Origin of the sequence: Serratia sp. FGI94 (assembly GCF_000330865.1) — a bacterium.
Lineage (GTDB): Bacteria > Pseudomonadota > Gammaproteobacteria > Enterobacterales > Enterobacteriaceae > Serratia_B > Serratia_B rubidaea.
This window is the reverse complement of record NC_020064.1, coordinates 1-21,915: the sequence shown is the minus strand read 5'-3', so window position 1 is coordinate 21,915 and position 21,915 is coordinate 1. Positions and strand designations below refer to the sequence as shown.

Here is a 21,915-nt window from a genome sequence, read left to right as displayed (position 1 = left end):
GTTTAGGGCAATGATAACTGTAAATATATACACTACATCATTCGCGCTGCAGCAAGGCGGCAAAGGAGAGAATCCCGATGCGCTGACTCCGGTCAGTGATTCGGGTGACCGAGCGCAGCCAACGCACCTGCAGCTTAAGGTATGACGGGTATACACAGTAAAAAGGAGCCTTACATGACTGACCAACGCTGCGGCTGGGTGACCGCCGATCCGCTGTATCTGGCCTATCACGACCATGAGTGGGGCGCGCCGACCACCGACGCGCGCGAGCTGTTTGAAATGCTGTGTCTGGAGGGCCAGCAGGCCGGGCTTTCCTGGATCACCGTGCTGAAAAAACGCGAGAATTACCGCCGCGCCTTCCATAACTTCGACCCGCAGCGGGTTGCCGCCATGACCGAGCAGGACGTGGATCGGCTGCTGCAGGACGCCGGCATCATCCGCCACCGCGGCAAAATCGAGGCGATCATCACCAACGCCCGCGCCTACCTGGCGATGCAGGCCGCCGGCGAGGAGTTCGTCACCTTTATCTGGAGCTTTGTCAACGGCCGGCCGCAGCTGAATCAGTGGAGTGAGCTGGGGCAGGTGCCGGCCAAGACGCCGCAGTCGGACGCCATGTCGAAGGCGCTGAAAAAACGCGGCTTCAAGTTTATCGGCTCCACCATCTGCTACGCCTTTATGCAGGCCAGCGGGCTGGTGAACGATCATCTCACCAGCTGTCTCTGCTACCCCAAAACGCGGTGAATAATGCGAAAGGATGCGCTTTCAGAATTCTGGACATAGCCAGCGTGGACGTTTTGCCGGATAACAAAGGCGCCTAAAAAGGAACAAAAAAAGCGTTTGTCGCGCCTGGTCGGAACTGCCGGCCGGAAAAGACGTCATACTAGCGCGCCGCACGGCGTTTTCACGCCAGCGACGGCCCAACGGCTAGGTTTAAGCGCTTCCCGATTGGAAATATGCGCACAGATTTTGATGCACAAAAGGAAATAACATGAAAAAACGCGTTGCGATTATCGCCGCCGCCGTGGCGATGACCATGGCTCTGTCGGCCTGTACCACCAACCCTTACACCGGCGAGTCTCAGGCTGGTAAATCCGGCGTCGGCGCCGGCCTGGGCGCGGCGTTGGGCGCCGGCATCGGCGCGCTGTCATCCTCGAAGAAAGACCGCGGCAAAGGCGCGCTGATCGGCGCGGCGGCCGGTGCGGCCCTCGGCGGCGGCGCAGGCTATTACATGGACGTGCAGGAAGCGAAACTGCGCGACAAAATGCGCGGCACCGGCGTCAGCGTAACCCGTCAGGGCGACAACATCGTGCTGAACATGCCGAACAACGTCACCTTCGATACCGACAGCAGCACGCTGAAACCGGCAGGCGCCAATACCCTGACCGGCGTGGCGATGGTGCTGAAAGAGTACCCGAAAACCGCGGTTAACGTTGTCGGCTACACCGACAGCACCGGCGCGCGCGCCCACAATATGAAACTGTCGCAGCAGCGCGCCGACGGCGTCAGCAGCGCGTTGATCACCCAGGGCGTCGCGGCCAACCGCATCCGCAGCGTCGGTGCCGGCCCGGACAACCCGATTGCCTCCAACAGCACCGCCGACGGCAAAGCGCAGAACCGCCGCGTGGAAATCACCCTCAGCCCGCTGCAGTAACCGGCGGCTGTTCGCAGCCAACGCACCTGCATTGCTGTATGACGAGCCGGGCAACAAGCCCGGCTCTGGTGCGCGACCGCCGCGCACTGTGTTAGTCTCCTTGGCAATAAATCTACTGGGGGATTGATTGTGAGCAGTGTGAAAGCTTCGCGCGCGACCGGGCGCGCCACCATCAGCGACGTGGCGCAGCTGGCCAAAACCGGCAAAACCAGCGTGTCGCGCTACCTCAACGGTGAACAGCACCTGCTTTCCGACCCGCTCAAACAGCGTATCGAACAGGCGATTTTGCAGCTCGACTATCGCCCCAGCCAGATGGCCCGCAGCCTGAAAGGCGGACAAACGCGCCTGATCGGCCTGATTATCGCCGATATCACCAACCCCTATTCCGTCGACGTGATGCGCGGCATCGAAGCCGCCTGCCGGCAGCACGGCTTTACCCTGCTGGTGTGTAACACCAATAACGAAGTCAATCAGGAACAGCACTACCTGCAGCTGCTGAGCAGCTACCGGGTGGAGGGCATTGTGGTGAACGCCGTCGGCATGCGCGAAGAGGCGCTGTCGCAGCTGCAGCAGTCGCAGCTGCCGATGGTGCTGATCGACCGCAAGATCCCCGACTTTGCCTGTGACGTGGTCGGCCTGAATAACCACGAAGCCACCGCCATCGCCACCGAACACCTGGTGCAGCAAGGGTTTGAGGCGATTTTGTTCCTCAGCGAGCCGGTCGGCACGGTCAATACCCGACTCGAACGTCTGCACGCCTTCCGCCAAATTATGACGCAGCAGCATGCCGATCTGATCGCCGAGCAGGCGGAAACCCCGCTGAACGACGCCGCGCAACTGGAGCAGACGCTGCGCGATTTCCACACCCGCCGCCGCGGCATGCGCAAGGCGGTGCTGTCGGCCAACGGCGCTCTGACGCTGCAGGTGGCGCGCGCCATGCGCCGGCTGGGCATCCACTGGGGCAGCGATATCGGCCTGCTGGGCTTTGATGAACTGGAATGGGCCGAGCTGGCCGGCGTCGGCATCACCACGCTGAAGCAGCCCACCTACCAAATCGGCCATGCCGCGCTGGAACAGCTGGTACAGCGCATCCAGGGGCGCGATGCGCCGCCTGACGAGCGCGTGTTCTCCGGCGAACTGATCGTACGCGGCTCCACTACCCGTTAATTCCGGTGTTTACCGTGCCGCACCCCGCGTCTTGGCTGCATTGTCGTGATTGCGATCATATTTTTACACTCTGAGGCTTTTATATGGAACCGGTTCCATTTAACGTGCCATTAACAGCAGCGGTGGAGATTTCGCCACCTCAGGAGTAAAAATATGAAAAGAGAAGTTATCGTGGTGACCGGCGCTTACGGCACGGATACCGTTCAGCAGCGAGGCGGACAGGCCGCCATGCTGCCGATCATTGCCGACGCCGGCGCGGATGGCGTGGAGATCCGCCGGGAACTGTTCAGCCCCGGCGAGCTGGATAACCTGCCGCAGCTGGCGCAGGAGATCGCACGTCAGCAGCTGTTCGCGGTGTATTCCGCTCCGGAACCGCTTTTCACCCCCGAGCATCACGTTAACCCCAAGCTGCCCGCACTGCTGGCGGAAGCCCAGGCGCTGAAAGCGCGCCGGCTGAAACTCTCTTTGGGCCATTACCAGCCCGGCTTTGACTTCACCGAACTGAAAGTGGATCTGATGCAGCACCCGGTCCAGCTGGTGGTGGAAAACGACCAGACCGCCGACTGCGGGATTTTGTCGCCGATGAACGCGTTTCTGCACGCGGCGGAAGACAACCAGCTGCCGATCAGCATGACCTTCGATATGGCCAACTGGCTCTGGGTGGGGCAAGACCCGCGCGCCGCGGCCGAACGCCTGGCGCGTCACGTCGGCTATATCCACGTTAAAGCCGCGGTCCAGGGACCGCGCGGCTGGCGCGCCATCGCGCTGGACGACGCCGGCGACGACTGGCGCCGGCTGCTGGCCCAACTGCCGGCGGACGTACCGCGCGGCATCGAATTCCCCCTGCAGGGCGACGACCTTGAAGCCGTTACCCGCCATTACGTCAACCTGTTACGCGCGGAGTAATCACCATGAGCACACTGACAGCACAGCGCAATACCTCTCTGGACGTCGTCACGCTGGGTGAAGCCATGGCGATGTTCGTCGCGGCGGAAACCGGCGATCTGGCGGAGGTGGAGCACTTCACCAAACGCATCGCCGGGGCAGAGCTGAACGTCGCTATCGGCCTGGCGCGCCTTGGCCTGCAGGTTGGCTGGGTCAGCCGGGTGGGCAACGACACCTTCGGCCGCTTTACCCTGCAGCAGTTGAAAAAAGAAGGCATCAACTATCAGCAGGTGACGGTCGACGGCCAGTATCCGACCGGGTTCCAGATTAAATCCAAGAACACCGATGGAACCGATCCCACCGTGGAATACTTCCGCAAAGGCTCCGCCGCCAGCCATCTGTCCACCGCCGACTTCAACCGCGACTACTTCGGTGCGGCGCGCCACCTGCACCTGAGCGGCGTCGCCGCCGCGCTCTCCGGCCAGTCGCTGGCGCTGAGCCACTTCGCCGCCCATGAAATGCGCGCGATGGGCAAAACCATTTCTTTCGATCCCAACCTGCGCCCGGTGCTGTGGTCCAGCCAGCAGGTGATGATCGAACAGCTGAACAAACTGGCGTTCGCCGCCGATTGGGTGCTGCCGGGGCTGAAAGAGGGGCAAATCCTCACCGGCCAGTCAACGCCGGAAGGCATTGCCGACTTCTATCTGGAGCGCGGCGTGCAGGCGGTGATCATCAAAACCGGCCCGGACGGCGCCTGGTTTAAAACCGCCGCCGGCGACTGTGCGGCGGTGCCGGCCATCAAAGTCAGCAACGTGGTGGATACCGTTGGTGCGGGAGACGGCTTCGCCGTCGGGACCCTCAGCGCCCTGCTGGAAGGCAAAACGCTGAAACAGGCGGTGCAACGCGGCAACAAGATCGGCTCGCTGGCCATTCAGGCCATCGGCGACAGCGAAGGATTGCCAACCCGCGCGGCGCTGGCGGAGTAATCCCGCCGTGGTCAGACGCGGCCGCGCGTCGCGCCTGACCGCCACGGGCAAATAAAAAAACATAAATCGGCTAACCGCCGGCTCCCAGGACGCCCCTCTGGCCCTACAACCAGAAAACGTCGGGAGAACCGCTTCCGCAGGCTGACTGCCCACGCCTGCGGAAACGACACCACTGAGGAACCTGAACATGAATAAAGCAACCGTTGCGGCTAAACGCTGGTGGTACATCATGCCCATCGTGTTTATCACCTACAGTCTGGCTTATCTCGACCGCGCCAACTTCAGCTTCGCCTCGGCCGCCGGCATCAACGACGACCTCGGCATCACCAAAGGCATGTCATCGCTGCTGGGCGCGCTGTTTTTCCTGGGTTACTTCTTTTTCCAAATTCCCGGCGCCATCTACGCCGAGCGGCGCAGCGTTAAAAAGCTGATCTTCTGGTGTCTGATCCTGTGGGGCGGCTGCGCCTCCCTGACCGGCGTGGTCAGCAATATTCCGATGCTGGCGGCCATCCGCTTTGTGCTCGGCGTGGTGGAAGCGGCGGTGATGCCAGCGATGCTGATCTATATCAGCAACTGGTTTACCAAGTCCGAACGTTCGCGCGCCAACACTTTCTTGATTCTCGGCAACCCGGTGACCGTGCTGTGGATGTCGGTGGTGTCCGGCTACCTGATCCACGCCTTCGGCTGGCGTGAGATGTTTATCATCGAAGGCATTCCGGCGGTGATCTGGGCCTTCTGCTGGTGGGTGCTGGTCAAAGATAAACCGTCTCAGGTCGGCTGGTTGAGCGAGCAGGAAAAACAGGCGCTGCAGGCGCAGCTGGAAGCCGAGCAGCAGGGCATCAAGGCGGTGCGCAACTACGGCGAGGCCTTCCGCTCGCGCAACGTGATTCTGCTGTGCGTCCAGTACTTCGCCTGGAGCATCGGCGTGTACGGCTTCGTGCTGTGGCTGCCGTCCATTCTGCGCAGCGGTATGAATATGGGCATGGTCGAAGCCGGCTGGCTGTCCGCGGTGCCTTACCTGGCGGCCACCATCGCCATGATTGTGGTTTCCTGGGCCTCTGACAAAATGCAGAACCGCAAGCTGTTCGTCTGGCCGCTGCTGCTGATCGGTGCGCTGGCGTTCTTCGGCTCTTATGCGGTGGGCGCCGATCACTTCTGGGTGTCCTACGGCCTGCTGGTGGTGGCCGGTGCGGCGATGTACGCGCCTTACGGGCCGTTCTTCGCCATCATTCCGGAAATGCTGCCGAAGAACGTGGCCGGCGGCGCCATGGCACTGATCAACAGCATGGGCGCCCTGGGCTCGTTCTTTGGTTCCTGGTTCGTCGGCTACCTTAACGGCGCGACCGGCACCCCGGCGGCTTCCTATATGTTTATGGCCGTCGCGCTGGTGGTGGCGGTGGTAATTACGCTGGTGGTAAAGCCCGCCCGTAACGACGCCCAGCCGCAGCCGGCGTGATTGGCTACACTTTCCGTTTTTAAACCGAGTCCTTTGGGGTCAAAGCGCAGCGCTTTGGCCCCGCGCAACAAATTGGAGTTCATGATGAAGCCTTCGATCGTACTGTACAAAAAACTCCCCGCCGCCCTGCGTGAACGACTGGAACAACACTTCACCGTACATGCCTTCAACGGCCTGAATCCTGACAATGCCGATGAGTTCAAACAGGCGCTGCAACAGGCCGAGGGGATCATCGGCTCCGGCGGCAAGGTGGACGAGGCCTTTTTACAGCAGGCGCCGAAGCTGCGCGCGGCGTCCACCGTCTCCGTCGGTTATGACAACTTTGACGTCGACGCGCTCAACGCCCGTAATATCGTGCTGATGCATACGCCGACGGTGCTGACGGAAACCGTGGCCGATACCATTATGAGCCTGGTGCTGGCGACGGCGCGCCGCGTGGTGGAAGTGGCCGAGCGGGTGAAGGCCGGCGAGTGGCAGGGCAGCATCGGCCCGGACTGGTTCGGCGTTGACGTGCACCATAAAACGCTGGGCGTGCTCGGCATGGGGCGCATCGGCCTGGCGCTGGCCCAGCGCGCCCACTTCGGCTTCGGCATGCCGATTCTGTACAACGCGCGCCGCCCGCACCAGGAAGCGGAACAGCGCTTTGGCGCGCGCCACTGCGATCTGGATACCCTGCTGGCCGAATCGGACTTCGTCTGCATTACGCTGCCGCTGACCGAGCAGACCTTCCACCTGATCGGCCGCGATCAGCTGGCGAAGATGAAGCAGAGCGGCATTCTGATCAACGCCGGCCGCGGGCCGGTGGTCGACGAGCAGGCGCTGATTGAGGCGCTGCAAAACGGCACCATTCACGCCGCCGGGCTGGACGTGTTTGAAAAAGAGCCGCTGCCGGTCTCCTCGCCGCTGCTGAAAATGCCGAACGTGGTCGCTCTGCCGCATATCGGCTCCGCCACCCATGAAACCCGCTACGGCATGGCCGAGTGCGCGGTCGATAACCTGATCGCCGCGCTGACCGGCACGGTGACGGAAAACTGCGTCAACCCGCAGGTGCTGAAATAAATCGCGTTAACCGGGCGGGATCTTCCCGCCCCTTCACCTCAGAATAAAACACCACATTCAAGCCAACGGTTAACATTTAACGCTGATACGGGTTTTCTCCTGCACATTGCACCCGCAATTATCTGGGGGTATGGTGGGCGACTCCCTGCAAAAAACAACATGCTGCACCTATGACTTTTTCACTTTTCGGCGACAAATTTACCCGTTACTCGGGCATCACCCGCTTAATGGACGACCTGAACCAAGGCCTGCGCACCCCGGGCGCCATCATGCTCGGCGGCGGTAACCCGGCGCAAATCCCCGAGATGGAGCGCTACTTCAAACAGCTGTGTCAGGAGATGCTCGACCAGGGCAAACTGACCGAAGCGCTGTGCAACTACGACGGCCCGCAAGGGAAGAATACGCTGCTCAAAGCGCTGGCTGCCCTGCTGAGTGAAGAGCTGGGCTGGCAGATCGAACCACAGAATATTGCACTAACAAACGGCAGTCAGAGCGCGTTTTTCTACTTGTTTAACCTGTTCGCCGGCCGCTACGCCGACGGCAGCCGTCGTCGCGTGCTGTTCCCGCTAGCGCCGGAGTACATCGGCTACGCCGACGCCGGCCTGGACGAAGGGCTGTTTGTTTCCGCCAAGCCGAACATCGAGCTGCTGCCGGAAGGCCAGTTTAAATATCACGTCGACTTCGACAACCTGACCATCGGCAACGATATCGGCATGATCTGCGTGTCGCGCCCCACCAACCCGACCGGCAACGTGATTACCGATGACGAGTTGATCCAGCTCGACGCGCTGGCGCAGCAGCACGATATTCCGCTGGTGATCGATAACGCCTATGGCGTGCCATTCCCGGGCATCATCTTCAGCGATGCCACGCCGCTGTGGAACCCGAATATCATCCTGTGCATGAGCCTGTCGAAGCTGGGCCTGCCGGGGTCGCGCTGCGGCATCGTGATCGCCGATGAGAAAACCATCACCGCGCTGACCAATATGAACGGCATTATCAGCCTGTCGCCGGGCAGCATCGGCCCGGCGGTCGCGGCGGAGATGATTGAGCGCGGCGATCTGCTGCGCCTGTCCAACGAGGTGATCAAGCCGTTTTACCAGCAGCGGGTCACGCAGACCATCGCCACCATCCGCCGCTATCTGCCTGAAGAGCGCTGCCTGATCCACAAACCGGAAGGGGCGATTTTCCTCTGGCTGTGGTTTAAAGATCTGCCAATCAGCACCGAGCTGCTGTACCAGCGCCTGAAGCAGCGCGGCGTGCTGATGGTGCCGGGGCACTATTTCTTCCCGGGGCTGGAGCAGGAGTGGCCGCATACCCATCAGTGCATGCGTATGAACTACGTGCCGGAGCCGGATAAGATCGAGCGCGGCGTCGCCATTCTGGCGGAAGAGGTGGAGCGGGCGCACCGCGAAGCGCAGTAACGCCGCCCATCAACGCAACGGGGGGACGTCCTGACGGACGTCCCCCCGTTTTTTTACCGCGTCAGCGGCCGGTTATTTTTCTTCCAGCCCCGGCGTGCTGCCGATGGCGATGCGCTGCGGCTGCAGGGCTTCCGGCACCTGACGCACCAGATCGATATGCAGCAGGCCGTTCTCAAACTGAGCCTCAGATACCTGCAGGTGTTCCGCCAGCGTAAAGCTCAGGCTGAACTCTTTGCAGACCAGCCCCTGATGCAGGTATTCCACCGGTTTTTCCGCCGGCGTCGGTTTGCCGCGCACCGTCAGGCGCGGGCCTTCCACCTCGATGTCCAGCTCGCTTTGCTTGAAGCCGGCCAGCGCCAGGGAAATGCGATAGTGGTTATCATCGCTTTTTTCAATATTGTAGGGAGGGAATCCCTGAGGTTCCTGTCCGCCCATTGAACTGGCTAATTTGTCAAAACCAATCCACTGGCGAAGCAGCGGGGATAAGTCGTAATTACGCATAATATATACTCCTTCTATGAAGCGAGAGACACTTATAACGCCCCCTATCGGCGGGCATCAGATATTTCTACTGAAAATAATTAATCAGCGAAAATAATAACGATTATTTAATCTCGATACGGCGCGGCTTTAATGTTTCCGGCACGATGCGTTGCATATCGATATACAACAACCCGTGTTCCAGCTTGGCGCCTTTAATATGGATGTGTTCGGCCAGCTGAAATTTCCGCTCAAAGTTTCTTTCTGCAATACCCTGATACAGATAGGTTTTTTCTGCAGCCTCGCCGCTGTGCGCGCCGCGCACCGTCAGCAGGTTATCGTGTGAGGTAATTTCCAGCTCTTGCTCGGTAAAGCCGGCAACCGCAATGGCGATGCGATAATGGTTTTCGTCAACCAGCTCAACATTGTAGGGAGGGTAACCATTTCCCTGGCTCTGTCCAGCCTCCAGCGCGTTAAATAGACGGTCAAAACCAATTGCGGAACGGTAGAGCGGGGACAGATCGAAATTACGCATAACATAGCCTCCTAAGGCGCTTTAGCGAGGTTTGAAAAACAGGTCTTCCTTCATGGACAGACGCAATGGCCGGAATTCCCTGACGGCGAATTCTTAATTTGGGCCTGTAGATAAAATGGGGTTTGCTTTTTACCTTTCAAGCGCCCAAGATAAAAAAATTGCCAATGAAGGCAGCGAAAGTTTTTTTATCACATACAATAAAGAGTGAGATAACCGCCACAGAGCGGCGTTTTGCTCCTTTAAACGCATCTGCCGGATGTGATAAATCAGCAATTCAGGGGAACAGCACCCTTCAGGATGGAAATGATGATGAAAAGATTGATGGCGACCAGTTGCCTGCTGTTGGCGACCAGCGGTTGTTCCAGCGTGATGAGCCACAGCGGCCCCGATATGGGCTACTATCCCGGCACTCGCGCCAGTATGAACCTGTTGAAAGACAAAGAGACCGGCTGGGCGATGAAGCCCCTGGTGGCGCTGGATCTGCCCTTCTCTGCGGTGATGGATACCGTATTGCTGCCTTATGACTATCTGCGCGCCGACAGCGACAAAACCGCCGACTCGCCGCGCGAGCGTATTCTGCGCAGCGAACAACAGAATCTGGCCTCGACCGGCAACCCGGGCCAAGGCCCTGTTGCACACTAATGCTGAGACGGGCCGCACGCCGGCCCGTCTTTCCGCTATACCTCAACGACAAATATCTGGCTAACGCCCTCGACGTCCCGCATAAACGCCACCCGACCGCCGTCGGGAGAAAACACCACCGCGTCGCCGCTGGGCGGCTGCTCGCTACGCTGCGTCAGACGGCGCAGCGCGCCGCTGGCCATATCGCACAACATCACGCTGTTATCACAGACCAGCGCAATATGACCGCCCTGCGGATGCCAGCTGAACGCCGACTGCACCGCGTGTGGGCTCCGCGTCACCTGCCGCGGCGCGCCGCCGTTGGGGGACACCGTCCACAGCTGCGCCACGCCGTTATCATCTTTCATCAAAAACGCGATCTGGCTGCCGTCCGGCGAGCTGCGCAGCCAGTGGCGCGGCGCCGTCGCCACGCCGGGATAGCGGCGCGCGCCGCTAAAGGTCAAGCGCCGTTGCCGTACGCCGCGCGGCGGCGCCGGCAGGCGGCTTTCGCTGCCCTGCAGCGGCTCATCGCCGGCCTTCGCGTAGTCGGCGTCGTTTTCCGGCAGGTCGACGATAAACACCTCCGGCAGTTTTTCGCCGTTTTCCGCCAGCGTATCGCCGATAAACGCCAGCGCCCAGCGCTGGCGGCTGCCGTCCGCCTTCAGGTAACCGTGCCGGCCGACCCAGCCCTCCTCATACGCCCGGTTAATCTCATCGCTCCCCGGACGCGGCTGCGGCGTGGTGCGGCTGACCAGCACGCAGAAGTGGCTGCCGTCATATTCGCGCGGATGCTGTTTCGGCGGATTGACGCCGCGCAGCGGCAGCGCAACGCCGACGTTGCGCAGGTCCAGCGCCGGATCGCGTTCGTGCATCACGTGATCGTTATAGGTGAAGCTGAGCCGGCTGCCGTCTGGGCTGAACACATGTACGTGGCTACCGCCGCGCAGCGCGCCCGGCGTGTAGGGGGCGGTGATATCCAATGCGTCGAGCGTCACCGCCAGCTCGCGGTCCGGCTCGCTGACAATCACGCCGCGGCGGTGGTGAAAATCATAATGCCAGTGGCTGTCCGGGTGCTCCGGCCCGTGGATAAACGCATAGCGCGCCGGCGCATCCGGGCTGACCGTCACCACGCCGACGTGCGCGCCGTGCTGAGCGCGGTACACCACCTGCACCTCGCCGCTGGTCACGTTGACCCGCTCGATGGTCAGCCCGGTGAACGAAGCGCCGCTGGGGCGCACGTCATACGCCAGCCACTGACCGCACGGCGTCCAGACGTTGATATTGGTTAACTGATGGCCCCGTTGATCAAACGTAAGCTGTGTTTCCCGCGGATTCATGGCGGCTCCCCTGCGCATGCTGGCATTGAGCCGCCAGTTTAGCGGATCGCCCCCAAACTGTCCTACAAGAGTAGCACCGCGGAATAGCGCCAAAATAATGCTTTACACAATAGACTAAAAAGTACAAATTGTATTTTTTAGTCTAATAGAGGCCGCCATGCTCACCCGCTACCACGCCATCGCCGATGCCATTGCGCTGCTGTTTACCCCCTATGCCGAAGTGGCGATCCACGATCTGGCCAGCCAAAAGCTGGTGTATATCGCCAATAACCGCTCGCAGCGCGAACTGGGCGAAGACTCCAACCTGGACGATCTGCGGGACAATCTGGATCTGCAGGTGATCGGCCCCTATCAGAAACGCAACTGGGACGGCGGCCAGCTGCGCTCCATCAGCGCGGTATTGCGTGACGACAATCAGCATCCCATCGGCCTGATGTGCATCAACCTGGATATCACGGTGCTCAGCAGCGCCAAAGCGGCCCTGGAGACCTTTCTCTCCGGCAGCGCGCTGCAGCCGCAGCCCGCCGTGTTGTTCCAGGACGACTGGCAGGAACGCATCAATACCTTTATTTATCAGTGGCTGCAGCAGCATCAGCAAACGCTGTCGACGCTGAACGCCCCCGCCAGACGGGAGCTGGTCGAAGCGCTGTATCACCAGGGCGCCTTCCGGGGGAAAAACGCCGCCGGCTATGTCGCCAAAATCCTCGGTATTGGCCGCGCCACGGTTTACAACTATCTGAAAAATTGTAAGGAGTCGGTATGACGGATTTATTCGCCGCCATTGAAGAGGCGCACCGGCAGCTGCGGCCGCAGGTACGCGTGACGCCATTGGAGCGCAGCATCCTGCTGTCGCAGCAATTAGGCTGCGAACTATGGCTAAAGTGCGACCATCTGCAGCAAACCGGCTCCTTTAAGTTTCGCGGCGCCAGCAACAAGCTGCGCCTGCTGAGCGACGCCCAGCGCCGCAACGGCGTGATCGCCGCCTCCAGCGGCAACCACGGCCTGGCCATCGCGCAGGCGGGCAAACTGATGGGCGTCAGCGTAACGGTGTATGCGCCGGAAAACGCCGCTGCGGTGAAACTGGACGCCATCCGCGCGCTCGGCGCCGAGGTGACGCTGGTGCCCGGCGACGCGCTGCAGGCGGAGCTTGCCGGAGAACGCGCCGCCGCCGAACGCGGCAAGGCGTATGTCTCCCCGTACAACGACCCGCAGGTGATCGCCGGTCAGGGCACCTGCGGCATGGAGCTGGTTGAGCAGCACGGCGATCTGGATGCGGTCTTCGTGGCGGTGGGCGGCGGCGGGTATATTTCAGGTATCGGCAGCGTTCTGCAGCAACTGTCGCCGAAAACCCAGCTGATTGGCTGCTGGCCGGCAAACGCCACCAGCATGTATAGCGCGCTGGAAGCCGGCCATATTCATACGGTTGAGGAGCAGGACACCCTGTCTGACGGCACCGCCGGCGGCGTCGAACCCGGCGCCATCACCTTCCCGCTGTGTCAGCGCCTGATCGATCGGCGCATGCTGGTCAGCGAAGCGGAAATCCGCCGGGCGATGCGCGCGCTGGCCGCCAGCGAACGCTGGATTGTTGAAGGCGCGGCCGGGGTGGCGCTGGCCGCCGCCGTTAAGCTGGCGCCGGAGCTGCAGGGGAAAAAGGTTGCCGTGGTGCTGTGCGGCAAGAATATCGTGCTGGAGAAATACCTGAAGGCCATCGACAATGCGCACCCTTGACCGGCAGCAAATCCTGGCCGCCTTCGATGCGGATGCCGTCACGGCGCTGCTGAAACAGGGCTTTATCGCCTATTCACAACACCGGGTGCAGCAACCGCCGGTACAGCATTTCCTGTTCGAACAGGCGGCCGGCGATGGCTGTATCAAATCGGCCTGGCTGGAGGGGGATGAACTCTTCGTCGTCAAAGTGTCCACCGGCTTCTACCGCAACGCCGAGCGCGGGCTGCCCAGCAACCAGGGGCTGATGATGGCGTTTTCCGCCCTGACCGGCGAACCGCAGGCGCTGCTGCTGGATGAGGGATGGCTGACGGCGCTGCGCACCGCGCTGGCCGGGCGCATCGCCGCCGAGCTGTGCGCGCCGTCGGACATCCCGGCGATCGGCATTCTCGGCACCGGTCTGCAGGCTCTGCTGCAGCTACGGCATCTGAAACCCGTCACCGCCTGCCGTGACCTGTGGGTGTGGGGCCGCAGCCGGCAGGCGCTGGAGGCGTATCGCCGCGCTGCCGAAGCCGAAGGGTTCCGGGTGCGCACCACGCAGGATGCGGCGGAGTTAGCGGCGCACTGCCGGCTGATCGTCACCACCACTCCCAGCCGCGAGCCGATTTTACAGGCGGTGGATATCCGGCCCGGCACCCATATCACCGCGGTCGGCGCCGATGCGGACGGCAAGCAGGAGCTGGCGACCGCGCTGACGGCCAAGGCGGATATTCTGTTGGTGGATGCGCTGGCGCAGTGTACAGAATATGGCGAGATCGCGGCGGCTTATCGGCAAAACTTGCTGACATCGACGCCGATCGTCGAATTTGGCGCCGCATTGGCGCAGGGCGGAAAAGTCCGCAGCGGGCAGCAGCAGATCACCATTGCCGACCTCACCGGGCTGGCGATTCAGGACCTGCAGATTGCGAAAGGGGTGTTAAGAACCGCGTAAGGGGCGCCGCCGCGCCCCGGAGACCTCAGGCATTCAGCACAAACTTCTCGATCGCCCGCGCCACGCCGTCCTCGGCGTTGCTGCTGGTGACAAACTGCGCCACCGCCTTCAGCTCTTCAATCGCATTGCCCATCGCCACGCCGACGCCGGCGTACTCGATCATCGCGGTATCATTGGCTTGATCGCCCAGCGTCATCACGTTTTCCCGCGCAATGCCCAGGTGATCGGCCAGCATTTTCACCCCGGCGCCTTTATCCACCCGCTTATGCAGAATTTCCAGATAGTACGGCGAGCTTTTCAACAGCGTATAGCGCGCCTGCGCTTCGCTGGGAATGCGCGCAATCGCCGCATCCAGCAGCGCCGGTTCGTCGATCATCATCACTTTCGGGAAGCGCATCTGGCGATCCATCTCCTCCACGCTGCGGTATTTCAGCGGAATCCCGGTCAGGGCGGATTCATGCACGGTATATTTGCCGATGTCTTTGTTCGGGGTGTACAGCGTATCGAAATCGAACGCATGGAAGTGCACGCCCAGCTCGCGCGCCAGCTGTTCGAAGTATAAATAGTCCTCAAAGCCCAGCGTTTCCTGCAGGACGCAGGCGCCGTCGGCCGCCTGTAACACCAGCGCACCGTTATAGGTGATGCAGTAATCGTTAGCGCCCTGAATATCCAGCTGACGCAGGTAGTCCTGCACGCCAACGTAAGGCCGGCCGGTCGCCAGCACCACGTGCACGCCCCGGCGGCGCGCGGCCTCGATCGCCTGCTTTACCGCCGGCGTAATCTGGTGCTGCGGATTGAGCAGCGTGCCGTCCATATCAATTGCAATCAGTTCAATAGCCATGCGCCGTCTCCCACTGTTTTTTTGTCATGCTAACGCGTTTCAGCCCGGCTTGTCAGCGTGAAAAAAGCCGAAAAAAAATCCGCGCGGGTCGCCCGGCGCGGATTTTATCGTGCTGCTGACGGTTAGATATCGATGTTCGCCGCTTTCAGGGCGTTTTCTTCGATAAAGGCGCGACGAGGTTCAACCGCATCGCCCATCAGGGTGGTGAACAGCTGGTCCGCCGCAATCGCATCCTTGACGCTGACGCGCAGCATGCGGCGGTTTTCCGGATCCATGGTGGTTTCCCACAGCTGCTCGGCGTTCATCTCGCCAAGACCTTTATAACGCTGGACCGCCAGGCCGCGACGCGACTCTTTCACCAGCCACTCCAGCGCTTTTTCGAAGCTGTCGACCGGCTGACGACGTTCGCCGCGTTCGATAAACGCGCCTTCTTCAATCAGGCCGCGCAGCTTCTCGCCCAGTTGGCAAATCTTGCGGTATTCGCCGCCGTGAATAAAGTCAAAGTCCAGCAGGTAGTCGGTATCCACGCCGTGGGTGCGGATACGCAGCGCCGGTTCGAACAGCTGGCGTTCACGGTTTTCATAGATTTCAAAGCTGTAGCTGCTGCCGTGCTGCTCATTGTCGTTCAGCAGGCTGGCCAGCGATTCGATCCAGCTCTGCACTTTCGCGCGGTCGCCGAGATCCTCTTCCGCCAGCGTCGGCTGATAGATCAGGTTGTTCAGCAGCGCGCGCGGGTAGCGGCGCTCCATACGGGCAATCAGCTTCTGCACGCTGTTGTGCTCAGACACCAGTTTTTCCAGCGCTTCACCCGACAGCGCCGGCGCATCTGGGTTGGTGTGCAGGGTGGCGCCGTCCAGCGCGATGGCGATCTGGTACTGGTCCATCGCGTCATCGTCTTTAATGTACTGTTCCTGCTTGCCTTTCTTCACCTTGTACAGCGGCGGCTGGGCAATGAACACGTGACCGCGCTCAATGATTTCCGGCATCTGACGGTAGAAGAAGGTCAACAGCAGCGTACGGATGTGCGAGCCGTCGACGTCAGCATCGGTCATGATGATGATGCTGTGGTAACGCAGCTTGTCCGGGTTGTACTCATCGCGGCCGATGCCGCAACCCAGCGCGGTGATCAGGGTGGCAACTTCCTGCGAAGAGAGCATCTTGTCGAAGCGCGCTTTCTCCACGTTGAGGATTTTACCCTTCAGCGGCAGAATCGCCTGGTTTCTGCGGTTGCGCCCCTGCTTGGCAGAGCCGCCCGCGGAGTCCCCTTCCACCAGGTACAGTTCGGACAGCGCCGGGTCGCGTTCCTGGCAGTCCGCCAGCTTGCCCGGCAGGCCGGCCAGATCCAGCGCCCCTTTACGGCGTGTCATCTCACGCGCTTTACGCGCCGCTTCACGCGCGCGCGCCGCGTCGATGATTTTACCCACGACGATTTTCGCATCGCCCGGGTTTTCCAGCAGGTATTCGCTCAGCAGTTCGTTCATCTGCTGTTCCACCGCCGATTTCACCTCGGAGGAGACCAGCTTGTCTTTGGTCTGCGAGGAGAACTTCGGATCCGGCACTTTCACCGACACCACGGCGATCAGGCCTTCACGCGCATCGTCGCCGGTAGCGCTGACCTTCGCCTTCTTGCTGTAGCCTTCTTTGTCCATATAGGCGTTCAGCGTACGGGTCATCGCCGCGCGGAAGCCCGCCAGGTGGGTGCCGCCGTCGCGCTGCGGAATGTTGTTGGTGAAGCAGTAGATATTTTCCTGGAAACCGTCGTTCCACTGCAGCGCCACTTCCACCCCGATGTCGTCCTTCATGGTGGAGAAATAGAACACGTTCGGGTGGATCGGGGTTTTGTTCTTGTTCAGATATTCGACAAACGCCTTGATGCCGCCTTCGTAGTGGAAGTGGTCCTCTTTGTCGCTGCGCTTGTCTTTCAGACGGATGGACACGCCGGAGTTGAGGAACGACAGTTCGCGCAGGCGTTTCGCCAGGATGTCGTATTCGAACTCCACCACGTTGGTGAAGGTCTGATGGCTCGGCCAGAAACGCACCGTGGTGCCGGTCTGTTCGGTCTCGCCGACCACGGTCAGCGGCGCCTGCGGCTCGCCGTGGCTGTAGGTTTGCTCGTGCACCTGGCCGTCGCGGCGGATCACCAGTTCCAGCTTCTCGGACAGTGCGTTAACCACCGAGACGCCCACGCCGTGCAGGCCGCCGGAAACCTTGTAAGAGTTATCGTCGAACTTACCGCCGGCGTGCAGTACGGTCATGATGACCTGCGCGGCGGAAACGCCTTCCTCCGGGTGGATCCCGGTTGGAATGCCACGGCCGTCATCCTGCACCGACACGGAGTTGTCGGCATGGATGGTGACCTGAATATCACTACAGTGGCCAGCGAGTGCTTCGTCGATAGCGTTGTCCACAACCTCGAATACCATGTGGTGCAGACCGGTGCCGTCATCGGTATCGCCGATATACATGCCCGGGCGCTTACGCACCGCATCCAGCCCTTTTAATACCTTGATACTTGAGGAGTCATAAGAATTCGACATCAACGTTTCTCGCTCATTTTAGTCCTGTGGTTGAACCTCTATTTTACCTTGTTCCACGCGGAACATCTTGCCCTTTTCACCGGCCATGTCGATTACTTGTTCAGCGCTCACCGCGCTGACAAAAACCTGGGCCTGGGTGGCTTTCAGGCGCTCGGCCAGCAACCGGCGACGGCCGGCGTCCAGCTCGGAGGCAAAATCGTCAAGCAGATACAGGCAACGCCGCCCGCTCTGCCGGGTGAGAAACTCACCCTGCGCCAAGCGCAACGCGCACATCAGCAGTTTCAGCTGACCGCGCGATAGTAAATCCTCTACCGGCGTGCCGTCGGCACGTATGCGGAAATCCGCCTTATGCGGCCCCGACGCGGTATAGGTCAGTGCTCTGTCGCGTTCAAACTGACGCTCCAGCAGTTCGCCGTAGCTGCTCTCTTTGTCCCAACCGCGTTGAAACGAAAAGCTGAGGGCGAACTCGGGCAGAAACTGCGCGCAGGTCGCGGTGATATCCGCGGCGATTGCGTCGCTGTAAGCCGCCCGCCATTCGCTGATGCGCTCGGCCAGCGGGATCAGTTCCTGATCCCAGGCGCGGATCTGCGCATAGCGGCTCACCTGGCGCAGCGCGGCATTGCGCTGCTTGAGCAACCGCTTCAGGTTGCTCCAGGCGGTGAAAAAACCGGGTTCGTTATGGAAACAGCCCCAGTCAAGGAAAGCGCGCCGGTACTTCGGCCCGCCGTTCAGCAGGGTGAAGCCTTCCGGCGTGATCAGCTGCATCGGCAACAGCTGGGCAAGTTCCGCCACTTTGTGGCCGTCGCTGCCGTCGATGCGCACCTTGCTGTCGCCCTGACGGCTTTTGCTCAGCCCGACCGACAGCTCACGCTCCGCGCCGCGGTCGATGCGGCCGTGCAGCACAAACTCCGCCTGTTCGTGGCGGATCACCCGTCCGGCCTGCAGGCTGCGGAATGCGCGCCCGTGGCCAAGGGTGTACACCGCCTCCAGCACGCTAGTCTTGCCGCTGCCGTTGGCGCCCACCAGGAAGTTAAACCCCGGCGCCGGCTCCAGATCCGCCGCTTCAATATTGCGGAAATCTTTAATCAGTAAACGCGTTAATGCCATGCCTATTCTATCACCGGGAAAGTACGCTCAATGTGAGGGCGTTATCGGCGCAGGCAGTTTACGTGCGGACAGCGCGCAGCCACCGGAGCGTACACAGAGTACGTGAGGATGGCGAGCACTGCCCAAGCGTAAAATGGCAAGCAAGATAGCCCGGATATCGATCACAACCGCATTGGCATGACAACATAGGCCGCCGCCTGGCTCGCCGCGTCTTCAATCTGCACGCTGGAGACCGAGTCGGTCAGCAGCAGGCGCACCTCTTCGCACTTCAGCGCGTTCAGCACGTCCAGCACGTAGCTGACGTTGAAGCCGATCTCCATCTCGGTGCCTTCATAGGCCACGTCGAGGATCTCTTCCGCTTCTTCCTGTTCCGGGTTATTGGCGGTGATCTTCAGTTGATTGTGGCTGACGTACAGCCGCACGCCGCGGAACTTCTCGTTCGACAGGATGGCCGCGCGGGCAAACGCCTGCTTCAGCAGATCGCAGCCGGCTTCCAGCGTTTTATCCGGGTTCTTCGGCAATACGCGGCGATAATCCGGGAAACGGCCGTCAACCAGCTTGGAAGTGAAGATAAAGTCGCCGACGTGGGCGCGAATATTGTTGCTGCCGATCTGCAGCTGCAGCGGCGTATCGCCGCCGTCCAGCAGGCGCACCAGCTCCATCACCCCTTTACGCGGCACGATCACCGAATGCAGCGGCAGCTGCTGCTCAATCGGCATCGCGCAGACCGCCAGCCGGTGGCCGTCGGTGGCAACGGTGCGCAGCTCCGCGCCTTCGGTTTCAAACAGCATGCCGTTCAGGTAATAGCGCACGTCCTGGTGAGCCATGGAGAACTGGGTCGCTTCAATCAGGCGCTTCAGCGTCGCCTGCGGCAGGGTGAACTCCACCTCGCTTTGCCAGTCGTCCAGGTTCGGGAAATCCGCCGCCGGCAGGGTGGACAGCGAGAAGCGGCTGCGCCCGGAGCGCACCAGCATCCGTTCCCCTTCCAGGGTCACGGCGATCTCGGCGCCTTCCGGCAGACCGCGGCAGATATCAAAGAATTTACGCGCGGGGACGGTAGTCGCGCCCGCCTCATGGGGTTGGGACAAGGCGACGCGCGCCACCATCTCCATCTCCAGATCGGTACCGGTCAGCAACAGGGAACCTTCCGTCACCTGCAGCAGCAGGTTACCCAGGATCGGCAGCGTTGGGCGGCCGCCCAGCGGGCTGCTCACCTGTTGCAACGGTTTTAGCAGATGCTCACGTTCGACGATAAATTTCATAGCGCTACGAAGATAATGTTCTGATTAAGTTGGAGAAATCTTCTTTGATGTCGTGACTTTCCTCACGCAGCTGCTCAATCTTCCGGCAGGCGTGCAACACCGTGGTATGGTCGCGGCCACCAAACGCATCGCCGATTTCTGGCAGGCTGTGGTTGGTGAGCTCTTTCGCCAGCGCCATCGCCATCTGGCGCGGGCGGGCGACGGAGCGCGAACGCCGTTTTGACAGCAGATCCGCGACTTTAATCTTATAGTATTCCGCCACCGTCTTTTGAATATTGTCGATGGTGACCAGTTTTTCCTGCAGCGCCAGCAGATCGCGCAGCGCTTCACGCACGAAATCGATGGTGATGGCGCGGCCGGTAAAGTTGGCGTTGGCGATCACGCGGTTCAGCGCCCCTTCCAGCTCACGCACGTTGGAACGCAGACGCTTGGCGATGAAAAACGCCACCTCGCCCGGCAGGCGGATGTCGTTCTCGTCGGCCTTTTTCATCAGGATCGCGACGCGCGTTTCCAGCTCCGGCGGTTCGATCGCCACCGTCAGACCCCAGCCGAAGCGGGACTTCAGGCGATCTTCCACGCCGTTGATCTCTTTCGGATAGCGGTCCGAGGTCAGGATGATCTGTTGATTGCCTTCCAGCAGCGCATTAAAGGTATGGAAGAACTCTTCCTGCGAGCGCTCTTTGTTGGCAAAAAACTGGATATCATCGATCAGCAGCGCGTCGACCGAACGGTAGTAACGTTTAAATTCTTCGATCGCGTTGTTCTGCAGGGCCTTGACCATGTCCTGCACAAAGCGCTCCGAGTGCATATAGACCACTTTGGCATTGGCCTTGCGCGCCATAATGCCGTTGCCGACCGCGTGCAACAGGTGGGTTTTACCCAGACCGGTGCCGCCGTACAAAAACAGCGGGTTATAGGCGCCGCCCGGGTTGTCCGCCACCTGACGCGCCGCCGCGCGCGCCAGCTGGTTCGACTTACCTTCGACGAAGTTATCAAACGTGTGCTTGGGATTAACGTTGGAGCGATAGGACAGCTCCGGCTGCGGGGCCGCGTTGTCCCAGCTTGGCCGTGAAGGCGCGGCCGTGCGTGCCACCGGCGCCGCGGGGGCGCTGCGGCTTTCGGCCACCGTTTCGCTGACGGTTTGGCCGATCGGCTTGCTGCCGACTTCAAAGCGCAGCAACGGGGCGTCCGTACCGCAGAAATCGTTCAGCAGTCCGTTGATATTGTTTAAGTATTTATCTCGTACCCAGTCCAGCACGAAACGATTGGGCGCATACAGCGCCAGGGTGTTGTCACTCAGTTCCGCCTGCAAGGGGCGTATCCACATACTAAATTCTGTGGCAGGTAACTCATCCTGCAATCGGGCAAGACACTGCTGCCAAAGCGAAAGTGACACGGCGGACTCCACTCGAACAAGATCAATAATAAAGAAAAGAATCGGGCTACTTTTTTATAACTCATGGTTTTTGACACAGGCCCGGTATCGGCTGACCGCCTGGGGGCATGCGAACCGCCTTTCACGGTTTATCCCTTCTATGCTGCCGTCGCGGCCGGAGGCGGCGCGGCAGATTTCAGGGTCGCCCGGCCACGATCCCGGCATGGGAGATCGCGATCGGAACAACGGATCATAGCGCAAATGAAGCCAGAGATCCTCCCCTTCCTCACAGATTAGATCCATTTTATCCACAGACCCCGGCATGCGGCGATCTTTTCCACAAAATCCGCTCAGTCGCCGCGTTATGTTGCCTGTCAGGGCGCGCTTTTTACACCGGTAACAGGTTATACCCGGTTATCCACCCGCGGATCTGGCGCTTTATCGCCAGGATCGCGCGCGGATCCTTGCGATTTAACCCTGAGTCCGTATAATCTTCGCCCTACGTGTGATGCCTGGTTCCTTCATGGTGCGTTATT

Annotated in this window: 20 protein-coding genes; 12 read left to right on the top strand and 8 right to left on the bottom strand. The window is 60.8% G+C overall.

The window, feature by feature from the left end; genetic code table 11:
* Positions 1–174 precede the first annotated feature (174 nt).
* The 8 genes from D781_RS00100 to D781_RS00065 all read left to right on the top strand — a co-directional run bounded on the left by D781_RS00100 (position 175) and on the right by D781_RS00065 (position 8,628).
* A complete protein-coding gene (locus D781_RS00100) occupies positions 175–741 on the top strand; it encodes a DNA-3-methyladenine glycosylase I (protein WP_015344020.1) in 567 nt (188 codons plus the stop codon).
* A gap of 247 nt (positions 742–988) precedes the next feature.
* A complete protein-coding gene (locus D781_RS00095; RefSeq protein WP_015344019.1) occupies positions 989–1,651 on the top strand; it encodes an OmpA family lipoprotein in 663 nt (220 codons plus the stop codon).
* Positions 1,652–1,780: 129 nt separating this feature from the next.
* Positions 1,781–2,818 carry a LacI family DNA-binding transcriptional regulator gene (locus tag D781_RS00090; protein WP_015344018.1) on the top strand — a complete coding sequence of 346 codons (1,038 nt, stop codon included), beginning with the start codon at positions 1,781–1,783 and terminating at the stop codon, positions 2,816–2,818.
* Between the two features lie 153 nt (positions 2,819–2,971).
* Positions 2,972–3,724 (top strand): hypothetical protein, encoded by a 753-nt coding sequence (locus tag D781_RS00085; RefSeq protein ID WP_015344017.1) that lies wholly within the window; start codon positions 2,972–2,974, stop codon positions 3,722–3,724.
* A gap of 5 nt (positions 3,725–3,729) precedes the next feature.
* Positions 3,730–4,689, top strand: coding sequence for a sugar kinase (locus D781_RS00080; protein WP_015344016.1), 960 nt, complete (start codon positions 3,730–3,732; stop codon positions 4,687–4,689).
* A gap of 187 nt (positions 4,690–4,876) precedes the next feature.
* Positions 4,877–6,145, top strand: a complete 1,269-nt coding sequence (locus D781_RS00075; RefSeq protein WP_015344015.1) for an MFS transporter — start codon at positions 4,877–4,879, stop codon at positions 6,143–6,145.
* A gap of 84 nt (positions 6,146–6,229) precedes the next feature.
* Complete coding sequence (ghrB, locus tag D781_RS00070; protein ID WP_015344014.1) at positions 6,230–7,204, top strand: glyoxylate/hydroxypyruvate reductase GhrB; 975 nt, start codon at positions 6,230–6,232, stop codon at positions 7,202–7,204.
* 170 nt (positions 7,205–7,374) lie between these two features.
* The gene (locus D781_RS00065; protein ID WP_015344013.1) at positions 7,375–8,628 is read left to right on the top strand and encodes a valine--pyruvate transaminase; all 1,254 of its coding nucleotides are present in this window, start codon (positions 7,375–7,377) and stop codon (positions 8,626–8,628) included.
* Positions 8,629–8,700: 72 nt separating this feature from the next.
* On the opposite strand, the gene ibpB is transcribed toward D781_RS00065, so the two are convergent.
* The gene (gene ibpB, locus D781_RS00060) at positions 8,701–9,129 is read right to left on the bottom strand and encodes a small heat shock chaperone IbpB (protein WP_015344012.1); all 429 of its coding nucleotides are present in this window, start codon (positions 9,127–9,129) and stop codon (positions 8,701–8,703) included.
* Positions 9,130–9,232: 103 nt separating this feature from the next.
* Positions 9,233–9,643: a small heat shock chaperone IbpA gene (gene ibpA / locus D781_RS00055; RefSeq protein WP_015344011.1), complete on the bottom strand. Its 411-nt coding sequence runs from the start codon at positions 9,641–9,643 to the stop codon at positions 9,233–9,235.
* Between the two features lie 309 nt (positions 9,644–9,952).
* Here ibpA and D781_RS00050 point away from each other — a divergent pair, with 309 nt between their 5' ends.
* On the top strand, positions 9,953–10,285 hold the full coding sequence (locus D781_RS00050; protein WP_283093045.1) for a YceK/YidQ family lipoprotein: 333 nt from the start codon (positions 9,953–9,955) through the stop codon (positions 10,283–10,285).
* A 35-nt stretch (positions 10,286–10,320) separates the two neighbouring features.
* On the opposite strand, the gene D781_RS00045 is transcribed toward D781_RS00050, so the two are convergent.
* On the bottom strand, positions 10,321–11,601 hold the full coding sequence (locus tag D781_RS00045) for a DUF3748 domain-containing protein (protein WP_015344009.1): 1,281 nt from the start codon (positions 11,599–11,601) through the stop codon (positions 10,321–10,323).
* A gap of 157 nt (positions 11,602–11,758) precedes the next feature.
* On the opposite strand from D781_RS00045, the gene D781_RS00040 reads away from it, so the two are divergent.
* From D781_RS00040 to D781_RS00030, 3 genes are read left to right on the top strand one after another with little or no spacing between them, the layout of a single operon-like run.
* Positions 11,759–12,364 carry a PAS domain-containing protein gene (locus tag D781_RS00040; RefSeq protein WP_015344008.1) on the top strand — a complete coding sequence of 202 codons (606 nt, stop codon included), beginning with the start codon at positions 11,759–11,761 and terminating at the stop codon, positions 12,362–12,364.
* Positions 12,361–13,329 (top strand): threonine/serine dehydratase, encoded by a 969-nt coding sequence (locus tag D781_RS00035; protein ID WP_015344007.1) that lies wholly within the window; start codon positions 12,361–12,363, stop codon positions 13,327–13,329. Before D781_RS00040 ends, D781_RS00035 begins: the two co-directional genes overlap by 4 nt.
* Positions 13,316–14,257, top strand: coding sequence for an ornithine cyclodeaminase family protein (locus D781_RS00030; protein ID WP_015344006.1), 942 nt, complete (start codon positions 13,316–13,318; stop codon positions 14,255–14,257). Before D781_RS00035 ends, D781_RS00030 begins: the two co-directional genes overlap by 14 nt.
* A gap of 25 nt (positions 14,258–14,282) precedes the next feature.
* On the opposite strand, the gene yidA is transcribed toward D781_RS00030, so the two are convergent.
* The 5 genes from yidA to dnaA all read right to left on the bottom strand — a co-directional run bounded on the left by yidA (position 14,283) and on the right by dnaA (position 21,400).
* Positions 14,283–15,098, bottom strand: coding sequence for a sugar-phosphatase (gene yidA / locus D781_RS00025; RefSeq protein ID WP_015344005.1), 816 nt, complete (start codon positions 15,096–15,098; stop codon positions 14,283–14,285).
* A 122-nt stretch (positions 15,099–15,220) separates the two neighbouring features.
* Entirely contained in the window at positions 15,221–17,635 is a 2,415-nt protein-coding gene (gyrB, locus tag D781_RS00020) for a DNA topoisomerase (ATP-hydrolyzing) subunit B (RefSeq protein WP_015344004.1), read from the bottom strand.
* A gap of 18 nt (positions 17,636–17,653) precedes the next feature.
* The gene (gene recF, locus D781_RS00015; RefSeq protein WP_015344003.1) at positions 17,654–18,742 is read right to left on the bottom strand and encodes a DNA replication/repair protein RecF; all 1,089 of its coding nucleotides are present in this window, start codon (positions 18,740–18,742) and stop codon (positions 17,654–17,656) included.
* Positions 18,743–18,903: 161 nt separating this feature from the next.
* Positions 18,904–20,004 (bottom strand): DNA polymerase III subunit beta, encoded by a 1,101-nt coding sequence (gene dnaN / locus D781_RS00010; protein WP_015344002.1) that lies wholly within the window; start codon positions 20,002–20,004, stop codon positions 18,904–18,906.
* Between the two features lie 4 nt (positions 20,005–20,008).
* Positions 20,009–21,400: a chromosomal replication initiator protein DnaA gene (dnaA, locus tag D781_RS00005; protein WP_015344001.1), complete on the bottom strand. Its 1,392-nt coding sequence runs from the start codon at positions 21,398–21,400 to the stop codon at positions 20,009–20,011.
* Between the last annotated feature and the right edge of the window lie 515 nt (positions 21,401–21,915).

What these genes read in the sequence shown, in the direction of transcription:
- D781_RS00100 (WP_015344020.1), top strand. Translation starts at nt 175, where the DNA reads ATGACTGACCAACGCTGCGGCTGGGTGACCGCCGATCCGCTGTATCTG.
- D781_RS00095 (WP_015344019.1), top strand. Translation starts at nt 989, where the DNA reads ATGAAAAAACGCGTTGCGATTATCGCCGCCGCCGTGGCGATGACCATG.
- D781_RS00085 (WP_015344017.1), top strand. Translation starts at nt 2,972, where the DNA reads ATGAAAAGAGAAGTTATCGTGGTGACCGGCGCTTACGGCACGGATACC.
- D781_RS00080 (WP_015344016.1), top strand. Translation starts at nt 3,730, where the DNA reads ATGAGCACACTGACAGCACAGCGCAATACCTCTCTGGACGTCGTCACG.
- D781_RS00075 (WP_015344015.1), top strand. Translation starts at nt 4,877, where the DNA reads ATGAATAAAGCAACCGTTGCGGCTAAACGCTGGTGGTACATCATGCCC.
- ghrB (WP_015344014.1), top strand. Translation starts at nt 6,230, where the DNA reads ATGAAGCCTTCGATCGTACTGTACAAAAAACTCCCCGCCGCCCTGCGT.
- D781_RS00065 (WP_015344013.1), top strand. Translation starts at nt 7,375, where the DNA reads ATGACTTTTTCACTTTTCGGCGACAAATTTACCCGTTACTCGGGCATC.
- ibpB (WP_015344012.1), bottom strand. Translation starts at nt 9,129, where the DNA reads ATGCGTAATTACGACTTATCCCCGCTGCTTCGCCAGTGGATTGGTTTT.
- ibpA (WP_015344011.1), bottom strand. Translation starts at nt 9,643, where the DNA reads ATGCGTAATTTCGATCTGTCCCCGCTCTACCGTTCCGCAATTGGTTTT.
- D781_RS00050 (WP_283093045.1), top strand. Translation starts at nt 9,953, where the DNA reads ATGAAAAGATTGATGGCGACCAGTTGCCTGCTGTTGGCGACCAGCGGT.
- D781_RS00045 (WP_015344009.1), bottom strand. Translation starts at nt 11,601, where the DNA reads ATGAATCCGCGGGAAACACAGCTTACGTTTGATCAACGGGGCCATCAG.
- D781_RS00040 (WP_015344008.1), top strand. Translation starts at nt 11,759, where the DNA reads ATGCTCACCCGCTACCACGCCATCGCCGATGCCATTGCGCTGCTGTTT.
- D781_RS00035 (WP_015344007.1), top strand. Translation starts at nt 12,361, where the DNA reads ATGACGGATTTATTCGCCGCCATTGAAGAGGCGCACCGGCAGCTGCGG.
- D781_RS00030 (WP_015344006.1), top strand. Translation starts at nt 13,316, where the DNA reads ATGCGCACCCTTGACCGGCAGCAAATCCTGGCCGCCTTCGATGCGGAT.
- yidA (WP_015344005.1), bottom strand. Translation starts at nt 15,098, where the DNA reads ATGGCTATTGAACTGATTGCAATTGATATGGACGGCACGCTGCTCAAT.
- gyrB (WP_015344004.1), bottom strand. Translation starts at nt 17,635, where the DNA reads ATGTCGAATTCTTATGACTCCTCAAGTATCAAGGTATTAAAAGGGCTG.
- recF (WP_015344003.1), bottom strand. Translation starts at nt 18,742, where the DNA reads ATGGCATTAACGCGTTTACTGATTAAAGATTTCCGCAATATTGAAGCG.
- dnaN (WP_015344002.1), bottom strand. Translation starts at nt 20,004, where the DNA reads ATGAAATTTATCGTCGAACGTGAGCATCTGCTAAAACCGTTGCAACAG.